This window comes from Microbacterium sp. BE35 (assembly GCF_031457705.1).
Lineage (GTDB): Bacteria > Actinomycetota > Actinomycetes > Actinomycetales > Microbacteriaceae > Microbacterium > Microbacterium trichothecenolyticum.
This window is the reverse complement of record NZ_JAVDXD010000002.1, coordinates 138,654-151,237: the sequence shown is the minus strand read 5'-3', so window position 1 is coordinate 151,237 and position 12,584 is coordinate 138,654. Positions and strand designations below refer to the sequence as shown.

Sequence of the window (12,584 nt, the reverse complement as noted above, 5' to 3'; positions counted from 1 at the left end):
GTTCCCGACACACCACCGCTCGACCTGCACGCCCGTCGCACGCCTGTAGCCGCAGCATCCGTCTCGGCTCCCGACCCGAATCCAGGAGTACCCGATGACCCAGCCTCGTACGCCGCTGCGCATCCTCGCCCCCGAGGGCGCGGCGCCTCTCATCGCGCGCGAGCTGTCGCGCCGGCGCTTCCTGAGCCTCGCCGCACTCGCCGGCGGTGCCACGGTGCTGGCGGCCTGCTCCCCCGGCGGCAGCGGAGCGCCGGCCCCCCAGGCGACCGGCGGAGCACTCGAGGACAGCCTGTCGGTGTACACCTGGGCCGAGTACGACGCACCCGAGGTCGTCGAGGCGTTCAGCGCCGAGCTCGGGCCGAAGGTCACGCTCGACTCGTACGGATCCAATGAGGAGCTGATCGCCAAGCTCGTCGCGGCGAAGGGCACATCGGGGTACGACATCGTGGTGCCCACGGGCGTCTTCATCCCGCAGATGATCGAGCAGGGACTGCTGCAGAAGCTCAACAAGGACCTGCTTCCCAACATCTCGAACATGGACCCCGCCTTCCTCGGCCGCGCGTGGGATCCGGGCAACGACTACTCGATCTGCAAGGCGTGGGGAACGACGGGCTACGTCTACGACAAGACCGTGATCACCCGCGAACTGACGACGTGGGCCGACTACTTCGACGCCGCGCAGAACGAGGCCAGCGGGAAGACCGCGATGTCGGACGATCCTGCCGGCGTCGTCGGATCCTACTTCTGGGCCAACGACGTGGACTGGAACACCGAGGACCCCGACGAGCTCGAGGCGGCGCGCGCCTTCCTGGTCGACAAGATCGCCCCCCACGTCGCGGCGTTCGACTCCTCGGCCGGCGCCAACACGATCCCCCAGGGCACTCACGCCCTGCTCATGGCGTGGAACGGCGACGCGCGGCTCGGCATCCAGGAGTCGTCCGAGCCCGACCGCTGGCAGTGGGTGCTGCCCGGCCCGCAGACGGAGCTGTGGATGGACAACTGGGCGATCGCGACCGGAGCAGCCCACCCCGAGGCGGCCCACGCCTTCATCAACTTCGCGATGGCCCCCGAGAACCAGATGCTGAACCTCGAGTGGGTCGGCTACAACGTCGGCGGCAAGGACATGCAGGGGGCGGCCGAGGAGGCCGAGGTCGAGCGTCTCGACATGATCTTCTTCACCCCCGAGCAGCTCGAGAGCATGCACGAGCAGGTGCTCAACGACTCGCTGAGCACTCGCGTGGAGATCTACAACGAGGTGAAGGCTGCCGCCGGTGCGTAATCGCGCGACCGGTGCGGTGGGGCCCGCCCTCGCGGTCCCCGCCTGGGCGTGGCTGCTCCTCTTCTTCGTGGCGCCGGTCGCCATGGTCGTGTGGTTCAGCTTCGGCTACAAGCCCGGCGTCTTCGGCACCCACGCCAATGACGTCCTGTCGTTCGACCGGTACGTCGAGGCCATCTCGCCGACGTTCTTCGCGACCTTCCAGAACACGCTGTGGGTGGGGATCATCGGCACGGTGCTCTGCTTCGCGATCGGGGCGCCGGTGGCGTACTGGATGGCTTTCAAGGTCAAGCCGCAGCGTCGCGGCATCCTGATCGCCCTCGTCCTCGTCCCGTTCTGGACGAACTTCCTCGTCCGGACGATCGGCTGGCAGGTGATCCTCGCTCCGGAGGGGTGGCTGTCGACTGCCCTTCAGGCCATCGGCGTGCTCGACGGACCGCTCGAGATCCTCTACACGCGCGCGGCCGTGATCATCGGCGTGGTCTACAACTACCTGCCGCTGATGATCCTGCCGCTGTTCGTGGCGTTCGACCGCGTGGGGCCGGCGCTGCGCGAGGCCTCGAAGGACCTCGGCGCCGGCAAGATCGTGACGTTCTTCCGCGTCACCCTGCCGCTGTCGCAGCCGGGCATCATCGCGGGCGTGCTGCTCGTCTTCATCCCGCTGATGGGCGATTACATCACCGCCACGGTGCTGGGCGGCGCGAAGGGCAACATGGTGGGTCAGCTCGTCGCCGGACAGTTCCAGACCGCTCAGAACTGGGCTCTGGGATCGGCGATGGCGGTGCTGCTCATGCTTCTGGTCCTGGTGGCGATCGGGGTGTGCGCCGTGATCATCTGGCTCGTCGCATTGCCGTTCCGCTCCCGCAGCCGGCTGGTTCTCGGGCCGGTTCCCGAGACCGCGAGGACGGATGCTGCCCCCGCCGCGATCCTGGAGGCCACGACGTGACCACGCAGACCGAGACCGAGACGATCCTCCAGGCGGAGGCCCGGGCGGCGCGCGGCGGCGCCGCGCCGCGCCGGCGCCGCCGCAGGTCGTGGTCGGACGCCGCCTTCGGCGTCTGGGGCCTTCTCGTGATGCTGTTCCTGTTCCTGCCGATCATCGTGATCGTCGTCCACTCGTTCAACACCGGCCGCCTGCTGGCGGTGTGGGACGGGTTCGGCTTCGACGCCTTCACGTCGATCCTGGTGAAGCCGGCGATCCAGAGCGCCGTGCGCGTATCGCTCGTCACGGCGCTGATCGCGGCGATCATCGCGACCGTCCTGGGCACCCTGGCCGGGATCGCGATGGCGCGGCACCCGGGCAGGTGGGTGTGGTGGTTCCTGGGGCTCCTCCTGCTGGTGTCGGTCACGCCGGAGATCGTCGACGCCGTGGCGCTGCTGCCCTTCATGGTCTTCCTCGGCCAGGACCTCGGCCTCTCGATGTTCAACGACGGGATCGTGCGCCTGTCGGTCGGTTCGTCGCTGTTCGCGACCGCGGTCGTGTCGTACATCGTGCGCGCCCGGCTGGTAGGGCAGGACGCGCAGCTGGAGGAGGCATCCGCCGATCTCTACGCCACGCCCTTCACGACGTTCCGCCGGATCACCCTCGCGCTGGCGATGCCCGCGGTGCTCGCCGGGTTCCTGCTGGCTTTCACGCTGAGTCTCGACAACACGATCGTGGCGGCGTTCGTGCAGGTGTCGGGCACGACGCCGTGGCCCGTGTACGTGCTCAGCGCACTGCGGACCGGCCTGCGTCCCGAGATCGCGGCAGTGTCGACGATCATGCTGCTGCTGACCCTCGTCGCGCTGGGCCTGGTGGCGCTCGTGCTCAAGCGCGCGGGCGACTCCGCGACGCAGATCGCGCGAACGATGACGGGCGGCTGATGCGGATGTGCGACCCTATGCTGTTGCGGTGACCCGACTCCTGCTCCTCATCGACATCCAGCGCGACTACTTCCCCGGCGGGCGGCACCCGCTCGTCGACCCGGACTCCGCCGCCGATGCCGCCGCGCGACTCCTCGCCGGATTCCGCACGTCGGGTGAGCGGGTCGTGCACGTGCAGCACGTGTGGGACGCACCGGATGCCGCGTTCTTCGCCCCCGCGACCCCCGGCGTGGAGTTCGATCCGCGGGTCGCACCCGACGGCGAGGAGCACGTCATCGTCAAGCACCAGCCGAACGCGTTCCTCGGCACGGGGCTCGAGTCGCTGCTGCGCGCAGCGGACGCCGACGAGATCGTCGTCGCGGGCATGATGTCGAGCATGTGCGTGGACGCCACCGTGCGCGCGGCGTCCGACTTCGGTTTCAACGTCGCCGTCGCACAGGACGCGTGCGCCGCGCCCGACCTCGCCTACGACGGCCGCACGGTGCCAGGGGCCCAGGTGCACCTCGCCTTCATGGCGGCGCTCGACGGCACGTACGCCCGGGTCGCCGACGTCGACGCGCTCGTCGGGGAGCTCGTCGCCGGCTGAGGCCGCGACAACCTGTCCGAGCCTCCCGACAACTTCCGACACGCCAGGCCCGCATCGACCCGGCCGACGGGCGAGGATGGGAGCACCACACACCGCATCGGAGTTGATAACCGTGGGCACGACCGTCTTCGAACGACAGCGGCCGGCAGCATCCGTCGTCCAGCACTCCCTCGCCGACACGAAGCACTCGGTGTTCTGGCGCGACGACCTTCCGGCGAGCCTCCTTCCCGACCGGCCGGCGCTCGTCGGCACGCACCGCGCCGACCTCGTCGTCGTGGGCGGCGGATACACGGGCCTGTGGACAGCGCTCCTCGCCACCGAGCGCGACCCCGACGCGAAGGTCGTGATCGTCGAGGCGCAGCGTGTCGGCTGGGCGGCGTCGGGCCGCAACGGCGGCTTCTGCGAGGCCAGCCTCACCCACGGCCACGAGAACGGCATGGCCCGCTGGCCGAAGGAGATGCCGACGCTCGACCGGCTCGGGCACGAGAACCTCGATGCGATCGAGGCGTCCGAGGCCCGCTTCGGCATGGACTTCCAGTTCGAGCGCACCGGGCAGCTCGCCCCGGCGATCGAGCCGCACCAGGTGGAGTGGCTGAAGGAGTGGGCCGCCGAGGGCGAAGAGGGCGTGGTCTATCTCGACCGGGCCGAGGCCCAGGCATCGGTCCACTCCCCCACGTACCTTGCCGCGGTCTGGGAGAAGAACGCGTGCGGCATGGTCCATCCCGCACGCATGGCCGCCGAGCTCGCTCGGGTCTGCGAAGAACGCGGCGTCGTGATCTTCGAGCGCTCCCACGTCAGCGGCCTCGACACCACCGGACCGGGCGTGGTCGTGACGACCCCCGAGGGCCGGGTCGAGGCATCCCGTGCCGCGCTCGGCACCAATGTGTTCCCGTCGCTCATCAAGCGCAACCGGCTCATGACGGTCCCCGTGTACGACTACGTGCTCATGACGGAGCCCCTGACCGACGCCCAGCTCACATCGATCGGCTGGCAGGACCGCCAGGGCATCGGCGACATGGCGAACCAGTTCCACTACTACCGGATCACCAAGGACAACCGGATCCTGTTCGGCGGCTACGACGCGATCTACCGGTACGGCCGCAAGATGAATCCCGAGCACGAGAACCGGCCCGAGACCTGGGCCAAGCTCGCAAGCCACTTCTTCACCACGTTCCCGCAGCTCGAGGGGCTGCGCTTCACGCACCAGTGGGCCGGCGCGATCGACACCTCGACCCAGTTCACGGCGTTCTTCGGCACCGCCCGCGACCGCCGCGTGGCGTATGCCGCCGGCTTCACGGGGCTCGGCGTCGGATCGACCCGCTTCGCCGGCGACGTCATGCTCGACCTGCTCGACGGCGTGAAGAACGAACGCACCCAGCTCGAGATGGTGCGAAAGCGCCCGCTCCCGTTCCCGCCCGAGCCCGCCGCGTCGATGGGCATCAACGCCACCCGCTGGTCACTGGATCGTGCCGACCACAACAAGGGCAAGCGCAACCTGCTGCTGAAGACGCTCGACGCGCTCGGCCTGGGGTTCGACTCATGAACCCCGCGGTCGTGACGGATGCCGCCTCCCTCGAGCTCGACCTCGCGCCCCTGCCCGCCGACCAGGTGGTGCAGGGCTCCCCTGCCACGGGGTTCGCCGAACTCGGCGGGTTCGGGGGGACCGAGCTCGGCGTGTGGGAGCACACGCCGGGCGCGTCGACCGACGTCGAGGCCGACGAGGTCTTCGTCGTGCTGTCCGGCTCGGCCACCGTGGCGTTCGACGACCCGACCCTCGAGCCGATCGAGCTCCGACCGGGGTCGATCGCGCGTCTGACAGCAGGCATGCGCACGGTGTGGACGGTGCGCGAGACGCTCCGCAAGGTCTACATCGCGGGCTGACTCCGGGCTCACCACCGATCCCCGCGTCTGCGGCGCAGCCAGAGGTCGCACGGCTTCGTGGACCCGCGCCTCGCGCCGCGGCATGGTCTCACCTCGTCGGTCTTCGACCAGTAGACGTTCATCAGCACCTCGCAATCGCAGAAGCCGCCGCCGCTCTCGAGGCGCCCCTCGAGCGCAACGGCACGCGGCGCCAGTGCGTCGCGGTAGGTGCGCGCCAGGCGCAGCGAGCCGTCGCAGGCGGCGTCGCGCAGGACGCGGTCGAGATAGCACGCCAGGCATTCGCCGTCCCGCGCAGCGATGATAGCGGCGGCGAGCTCACGGACGAACGATTCGGCTTGGATGTCGATGGCTGATTCCATGGCGCGAGCATGGCTCCGGCCTCCGACATCGAAGTGCTAGCATTGCCAGCAGTCGAAGGGAGCAGCCGTGGGTGCCATCACCGTCCGCAACCTCGATGACGAGGTTCAGCAGCGCCTGAAGGAGCGAGCCGCCGCGCACGGCCGGTCGATGGAGGCGGAAGCGCGAGCGATCCTGACGAGCGCGGTGTCGCCCAGCAGCATGATCGTCGATTGGATCGACGCGGCGAGCAGTCTCGCCATCGACCTCGAACCACCCGCGCGCAGCCTCCCCCGCGAGCTCGATCTGTCGTGATCATCCTCGACACGAATGTGCTGTCCGAACCGCTGCGCTCGACGCCTGACACCGCTGTCGTGGCCTGGATGAAGTCGCGGACCGATGCCGCGATCACCGCGATCTCCGTCGCGGAGCTCCTTGTCGGAGCCAGGCGGCTTCCGGAGGGTGCGCGCCGCGAGCGACTGATCGCGGCCATCGACTCGATCCTCTCGGGGAGTCGCGTGCTGCCATTCGACGAGCGAGCCGCCCGGAGCTACGCACGCCTGCAGGAGGCTCGCCGGCTCATCGGACGTCCGCTGTGCGTGGAGGACGGGATGATCGCCGCGACCGCGGCCGTGCACGGCGCGACTCTTGCGACGCGCAACACGAAGGACTTCGAGGATCTCGGCATCGACCTCGTCGACCCCTGGGAGCCCAGGGACGCGTAGACGCGTCAGCGCCCTGCCGACCGCCGCACGAGCAGCGCCAAATGCAGCGCGGTCTGGGTCTCGCCATCGTCGAGATCCGCCCCCAGCAGCTCCTCGATGAGCGCAATGCGCTGATAGAACACCGACCGGGACAGATGGGATGCCCCTGCCGCCGCGGTGCGGTTGCCCGGGTGAGCGAGCATCGCCTCGAGGACGTCGAGCAGGTCGCCCGACCGCGAGAGGTCGTAGGCGATGAGCGGGGCCAGCATCCGCTCGCCGTGCTCGAGCACGCGATGGTCATCACGCAGCGCGGTGACCAGCTGCACGAGCGGACGATTCTCGGCGCGCCGCAGGTGCGGACCTCGCCCGGAGCGCCGTCGCCGGCCGCCCGCGAGGTCGACCGCCTCGTGCACCGAGGCGAGCGCGGCGTCGATGCCCTCGGCACCGCGCCCGACCGAGACGGTGACGCGCTCGACGTCGGCGGCATCGACGAGCGCGCGCACGAACGCGACCACGGCCGCATCGTCGAAAACGGCGTCCGACGGCAGCGACATCAGCAGCGTGGTCGCCGGCGCCACCACGCCCGCCGGCGCGGAACCTGCCAGCGCGCGCCCGCGCAGGGCGCGCGCCGCAGCATCCGCCCGCTCCACCGCGATCGGCGCGCCCGACACGACCAGACCGTAGAGCTTGGCGCCCCGCAGGGGCAGACCGGCCGCCTCGAGGCGCGCGGCGGCACCGCCGACACCGGCGAAGCGTCCGGCGAGCAGCCCGTCGACCAGGCGACGCCGGCCGATGCGCGCCCATTCGTCGGCGTCGCCGTCGGCGAGACGGCCGACGGCGAGGGCGATCGCGCCCTGCTCGAGCACCGCCGTGCGCCCGGCCGCGTGCTCGGGTCCGGGCAGCGCGATGAGATTCCCCCAGCGGATGCCTCGTGCCTCGACCGGGACGATCAGCCAATCGTCTGCTCCGGCCGAGATGCCGCGCTCTCGGCGTTGCTCGGAGCGCCGGTGCGCGGAGCGCGATCGCAGCTCCCACTCGGTGAAGAGCTCCTCCTCCATCGCGAGCGGCACCTCCGCCGCGACCACCTCGTAGCCGAGGTTCTCGAGCACGATGGGCGCGCCGAGCGTCTGGGCCAGCTGGTGGACGATGAAGTCTGCGGGCGATCCGCGCAGCACCAGAGCGGTGAAGCGCTCTCGCACCTCGTCGCGCGCACGCAGCGCGTCGGTCTGTCCGGTGATGATGCGACTGTGGACGGCCTCGGTGACCGTGACGAACTTCAGCTCCCGGTGGAGCACGACCAGGGCGAGGCCGCGTTCGCGGGCGGCCTCGACGACCACCGCGGGGACGTACCGGTAGTGCGTGCCGAGCTCGAGCACGAGGCCGGAGAGCCCTGCGTCGGCGAGCTCGCCGATGAACCGGCGGAGATCTCCCGGCTCCGACGGCCACGATGAACCGGTCGACAGCAGCATCTCTCCGCCGTCCAGCAGGCGCGCTACGCCTGCACTGTCGGAGACGTGCAGCCATCGCACGCGCGCATCGAGCGCGTCGTCGCCGACGAGCACTTCGGGAACGCCCTGCGCGACCGCTTCGAGCGCGATCACTTCGCGCACGGTCGGGAGGATCTCATCTGCGGATCGATCTGCCGGACGATCCGTGTGGATCGTCCGATCTTCGCGACGGTCGGGCACCGTGGCCGCCTCTTCTTCTATGACAGGCTGGGACCCGTCAAGCCTAGGGGATCACCACACGATCTGTCCGACACCGAGAAGGAGCCTCCCATGAGCATTGCTGAGAGCGCCGTCGCGCCCGCGACCACCGACGCCGACGTCCGGGTGATCTCGCATTGGATCGACGGGGCGGAGCGGGCGTCGTCGTCGGGTCGGACGGCGCCGGTGTTCAATCCGGCGACCGGCCGTGTGTCGGCGCGGGTGGCGTTGGCGGATCAGGCCGAGATCGACGCGGCGATCGCGTCGGCGGTAGCCGGGTTCCAGGTCTGGAAGGGCTATTCGATCGCCAGGCGGCAGAGCGTGCTGTTCGCGTTCCGGGAGCTGCTGAACGCGCGTAAGCGGGAGTTGGCGGAGATCATCACGGCAGAGCACGGCAAGGTGCTCTCCGACGCGATGGGGGAGATCCTGCGCGGCCAGGAGGTCGTCGAGCTCGCGACCGGGTTCCCCCACCTGATCAAGGGCGCGTTCAGTGAGAACGCGTCGACCGGCATCGACGTGTACTCGCTCAAGCAGCCGCTGGGCGTGGTCGGCATCATCTCGCCGTTCAACTTCCCGGCGATGGTGCCGATGTGGTTCTTCCCGATCGCGATCGCCGCGGGCAACGCCGTGGTCCTCAAGCCCAGTGAGAAGGACCCGTCCGCCGCGCTCTGGCTGGCCGAGCTGTGGAAGGAGGCGGGGCTGCCGGACGGGGTGTTCACGGTGCTGCAGGGCGACAAGCTGGCCGTGGACGGCCTGCTCACCTCCCCGGAGGTCGCCTCGATCTCGTTCGTCGGGTCCACCCCGATCGCGCAGTACATCTACGAGACCGCCTCGCGCCACGGCAAGCGGGTGCAGGCGCTCGGTGGCGCGAAGAACCACATGCTCGTGCTCCCGGACGCGGACCTGGACCTCGTCGCCGACCAGGCCGTCAACGCCGGCTACGGTGCCGCCGGCGAACGCTGCATGGCCATCTCCGTGGTCCTCGCCGTCGAACCCGTCGCCGACGACCTCATCGCGAAGATCCAAGACCGCATCGCCAAGCTCCGCATCGGCAACGGTGCCGGGGTGGACGGTGTCGAGCCCGACATGGGCCCCCTCATCACCGGCATCCACCGCGACAAGGTCTCCTCCTATGTCGACATCGCCGAGGCGGACGGCGCGAAGATCGTCGTCGACGGCCGTCGCTTCCAGGTGGCCGGGCACGAGGACGGGTTCTTCTTCGGCCCCACCCTCATCGACGACATCCCCACCACCAGCCGCGCGTACCAGGAGGAGATCTTCGGACCCGTCCTCTCCATCGTCCGCGTGCAGTCCTACGACGAGGGGCTGGAGCTCATCAACTCCGGCGAGTTCGGCAACGGCACCGCGATCTTCACCAACGACGGCGGCGCCGCCCGACGCTTCCAGAACGAAGTCGAAGTCGGCATGATCGGCATCAACGTGCCCATCCCCGTCCCCGTCGCCTACCACTCCTTCGGCGGCTGGAAGCAATCCCTGTTCGGCGACGCGAAAGCCTACGGCGTCCACGGGTTCGACTTCTTCACCCGCGAAAAGGCCATCACCAGCCGCTGGCTCGACCCCGCCAGCCACGGCGGCATCAACCTCGGCTTCCCCCAGAACAACTGACCCCCAGACTCGGATCCCAAGGACTCCCATGACCGACACGCTCGCAGACGCCGCCGTCTACACGGACCCGACCGGCGTCTCCCGCCCGCTGCCCGACCCCGAGGCCGACGCCCGCGTCCGCGCCGACGATCGCGGCCACGTGTTCCACTCGTGGAGTGCGCAGGCGCTCATCGACCCGCTCCCCATCGCCGCGGGTGAGGGGTCGACCTTCTGGGACTACAACGGCAACGCCTACCTCGACTTCAGCTCCCAGCTGGTGAACCTGAACCTCGGGCACCAGCATCCGGATCTCGTCCAGGCGATCCAGAGTCAGGCGGGCCGTCTCGCGACGATCCAGCCGTCGATGGCCAACGACGTGCGAGGCGAGCTCGCCCGGCGCATCGCAGAGGTGGCGGGCGACGGCTTCGAGAAGGTCTTCTTCACGAACGGCGGCGCGGATGCGAACGAGAACGCCGTGCGCATGGCGCGCCTCGTGACCGGCCGCCGCAAGGTGCTGTCGATGTACCGCAGCTATCACGGCAACACCACCACCGCGATCTCGCTGACCGGCGACCCCCGCCGGTGGCCGAACGAGCCGGCCGACGGCTCGACCGCGAAGTTCTTCGGCCCGTACCCGTACCGCTCGGCGTTCCACTCGTCGAGCGCCGAGGAGGAGGCGCAGCGTGCGCTCGAGCACCTCGAGCAGACCATCGTGCTCGAGGGCGCCACGACGATCGCCGCGATCATCATCGAGACGGTCGTCGGCACGAACGGCGTGCTCGTGCCGCCGCCGGGCTATCTCGCCGGCGTGCGCGAGCTGTGCGACCGCTACGGCATCGTCTACATCGCCGACGAGGTCATGGTGGGCTTCGGCCGCGTGGGCGAATGGTTCGCCTTCCAGGCGTTCGACGTGAAGCCCGACCTCATCACGTTCGCGAAGGGCGTGAACTCAGGCTATGTGCCTCTCGGCGGCGTCGTGATCTCCGACCGGATCGCCTCGCACTTCGACACCGTGTCCTTCCCCGGCGGGCTCACCTACTCGGGCCACCCGCTGGCGTGCGCGGCGGGCGTCGCCACGTTCGAGGTGTTCGAGCGCGACGGCATCCTCGAGCGCGTGCGCGACCTCGGATCGCGTGTGGTGGAGCCACGCCTGCGCGACCTCGCGTCGCGGCATCCGTCCGTCGGCGATGTGCGGGGAATGGGCCTCTTCTGGGCGATCGAGCTCGTCAAGGATCGCGAGACCCGCGAGCAGCTCGTGCCCTTCAACGCGAGCGGGACGGATGCTGCACCCATCGCCGCGGTCGCCGCGGCGTGCAGGCGGGAAGGGGTATGGCCCTTCACGCACTTCAACCGCGTGCACGTGGCGCCTCCGCTGGTGATCACCGAGGACGAGCTGGTGCGCGGCCTCGACGTCATCGACCGGGCCCTCTCGACCGCCGACGAGTACGTGAACCCCTGATCACCGACCCTTCCGGCCCGCGTCAACGCAGGACGCGGGGCCGCTTCGCGCCCGCCAGGCGAATCGTTCCGATGCGCGGGAATGAATCACCCCCGCCCACCGTTATTCCTGTACTCAGCACCATGTGCTGCTCCAGGAGGGGAACGTGGGCAAGAACTACATCGACATCGAGAACGACCAGGGCGAGATGCTGCGCTACCGCAAGCACGTCAACGGTCGGGGCCTGATCGCGCATGGAGCGAAGGTGCACCCGAGCGCCATCGTCGAAGCGGGGGCGTATGTCGAACCGGGCGTGCAGATCGCCGCAGGCGCGCACGTCGGCCGTGGCGTGTGGGTCGAGACGGATGCCGTCATCGGACCCGACGCCGAGATCGCACCGCACGCCCACATCGGGCCGCGCGCAGCCATCGGCCCGCGTGTGAAGATCGGCGTGCGCACCCAGGTCGGGCACGACGCCCGTGTCGCCGGAGGCTCGCTCATCGGCGACGACGAGACGATCGCCGACGGCGAGCGCGTCGCCACCGACAAGCGCGGACTGCGCCTGGCAGCCTGATCGTCGCGGTGGCGCGTCGGCGCCACCGCATAGGCTCGCGTCGTGTTCAGACGCGTCCTCATCGGAATCCTGTTGCTCGTGATCGCGGGCACGGCTTACTGGTGGTTCATCGGGCGCGACGCGGGCGCCGACCTCGCACAGCCGGCGACGGGCACGTCCGCCACGATGCCGGCGATCCCGGCGGACGCGTTCGAGATGACCGTCGAGAGCGTCCACGACGGCGACACGCTGCGCGCTCGTGTCGCAGCCCCGAATGCGGTCGTCAGCGATCTCGAGTCGACTCGGGTGCGACTCCTGGGTATCGACACTCCCGAGATCTCGCCCCGACTCGACTGCTGGGGTGCGGAGGCGACGACGAAGCTGACATCGCTCGTCCCCGTGGGATCGACGATCTGGGTCGCCGCCGACGTCGAGGTGCACGACAAGTACGGCAGAACCCTGCTCTACGTCTGGACGCCCGACGGCCGCTTCGTGAACGGCGAACTCGTCGCGCAGGGCGATGCGCGGGTCGAGGTCTATTCACCCAATCGCAGCCAGGAGACCCTGCTGCGCTCACTCGAGTCCGCAGCGGTCGCCGCGGCTGCCGGGCAGTGGGGCGCGTGCGGCTGAGGGGTC

General features: G+C 69.7%; 14 protein-coding genes. 12 read left to right on the top strand and 2 right to left on the bottom strand.

Translation table 11 applies throughout. The annotated features are described in order from the left end of the window. Positions 1–94: 94 nt before the first annotated feature. The 6 genes from J2Y46_RS06980 (at position 95) to J2Y46_RS06955 (ending at position 5,606) form a co-directional block, all read left to right on the top strand. The gene (locus J2Y46_RS06980) at positions 95–1,279 is read left to right on the top strand and encodes a PotD/PotF family extracellular solute-binding protein (RefSeq protein ID WP_045301370.1); all 1,185 of its coding nucleotides are present in this window, start codon (positions 95–97) and stop codon (positions 1,277–1,279) included. Continuing rightward, a complete protein-coding gene (locus tag J2Y46_RS06975; RefSeq protein WP_310241267.1) occupies positions 1,272–2,222 on the top strand; it encodes an ABC transporter permease in 951 nt (316 codons plus the stop codon). The genes J2Y46_RS06980 and J2Y46_RS06975 overlap by 8 nt, the downstream gene beginning before the upstream one ends. Next, positions 2,219–3,139 (top strand): ABC transporter permease, encoded by a 921-nt coding sequence (locus J2Y46_RS06970; RefSeq protein ID WP_310241265.1) that lies wholly within the window; start codon positions 2,219–2,221, stop codon positions 3,137–3,139. Before J2Y46_RS06975 ends, J2Y46_RS06970 begins: the two co-directional genes overlap by 4 nt. Positions 3,140–3,167: 28 nt before the next feature. Then, complete coding sequence (locus tag J2Y46_RS06965) at positions 3,168–3,725, top strand: cysteine hydrolase family protein (RefSeq protein WP_045301366.1); 558 nt, start codon at positions 3,168–3,170, stop codon at positions 3,723–3,725. Positions 3,726–3,837: 112 nt separating this feature from the next. Beyond that, complete coding sequence (locus J2Y46_RS06960) at positions 3,838–5,268, top strand: FAD-dependent oxidoreductase (protein ID WP_310241263.1); 1,431 nt, start codon at positions 3,838–3,840, stop codon at positions 5,266–5,268. After that, positions 5,265–5,606 carry a cupin domain-containing protein gene (locus J2Y46_RS06955; protein WP_045301362.1) on the top strand — a complete coding sequence of 114 codons (342 nt, stop codon included), beginning with the start codon at positions 5,265–5,267 and terminating at the stop codon, positions 5,604–5,606. Before J2Y46_RS06960 ends, J2Y46_RS06955 begins: the two co-directional genes overlap by 4 nt. Positions 5,607–5,614: 8 nt before the next feature. Here the strand turns inward: J2Y46_RS06955 and J2Y46_RS06950 are convergent, their stop codons facing one another. Continuing rightward, positions 5,615–5,965 carry a DUF2695 domain-containing protein gene (locus J2Y46_RS06950; RefSeq protein ID WP_045301360.1) on the bottom strand — a complete coding sequence of 117 codons (351 nt, stop codon included), beginning with the start codon at positions 5,963–5,965 and terminating at the stop codon, positions 5,615–5,617. A 67-nt stretch (positions 5,966–6,032) separates the two neighbouring features. Here J2Y46_RS06950 and J2Y46_RS06945 point away from each other — a divergent pair, with 67 nt between their 5' ends. Both J2Y46_RS06945 and J2Y46_RS06940 read left to right on the top strand, forming a co-directional pair. Then, positions 6,033–6,257 (top strand): FitA-like ribbon-helix-helix domain-containing protein, encoded by a 225-nt coding sequence (locus tag J2Y46_RS06945; RefSeq protein ID WP_045301358.1) that lies wholly within the window; start codon positions 6,033–6,035, stop codon positions 6,255–6,257. Further along, entirely contained in the window at positions 6,254–6,667 is a 414-nt protein-coding gene (locus tag J2Y46_RS06940) for a type II toxin-antitoxin system VapC family toxin (RefSeq protein WP_045301356.1), read from the top strand. The genes J2Y46_RS06945 and J2Y46_RS06940 overlap by 4 nt, the downstream gene beginning before the upstream one ends. 5 nt (positions 6,668–6,672) lie before the next feature. Here the strand turns inward: J2Y46_RS06940 and J2Y46_RS06935 are convergent, their stop codons facing one another. Further along, entirely contained in the window at positions 6,673–8,256 is a 1,584-nt protein-coding gene (locus J2Y46_RS06935; protein WP_045301670.1) for a PucR family transcriptional regulator, read from the bottom strand. 168 nt (positions 8,257–8,424) lie between these two features. Between J2Y46_RS06935 and J2Y46_RS06930 the strand changes: the two genes are divergently transcribed. From J2Y46_RS06930 to J2Y46_RS06915, 4 genes are all read left to right on the top strand, one after another. Further along, entirely contained in the window at positions 8,425–9,978 is a 1,554-nt protein-coding gene (locus tag J2Y46_RS06930; RefSeq protein ID WP_310241257.1) for a CoA-acylating methylmalonate-semialdehyde dehydrogenase, read from the top strand. Between the two features lie 28 nt (positions 9,979–10,006). Next, entirely contained in the window at positions 10,007–11,416 is a 1,410-nt protein-coding gene (locus tag J2Y46_RS06925) for an aspartate aminotransferase family protein (RefSeq protein WP_310241255.1), read from the top strand. A 145-nt stretch (positions 11,417–11,561) separates the two neighbouring features. Further along, entirely contained in the window at positions 11,562–11,969 is a 408-nt protein-coding gene (locus tag J2Y46_RS06920) for a transferase (protein ID WP_045301351.1), read from the top strand. Positions 11,970–12,011: 42 nt separating this feature from the next. After that, the gene (locus J2Y46_RS06915; protein ID WP_052676888.1) at positions 12,012–12,578 is read left to right on the top strand and encodes a thermonuclease family protein; all 567 of its coding nucleotides are present in this window, start codon (positions 12,012–12,014) and stop codon (positions 12,576–12,578) included. Positions 12,579–12,584 lie beyond the last annotated feature (6 nt).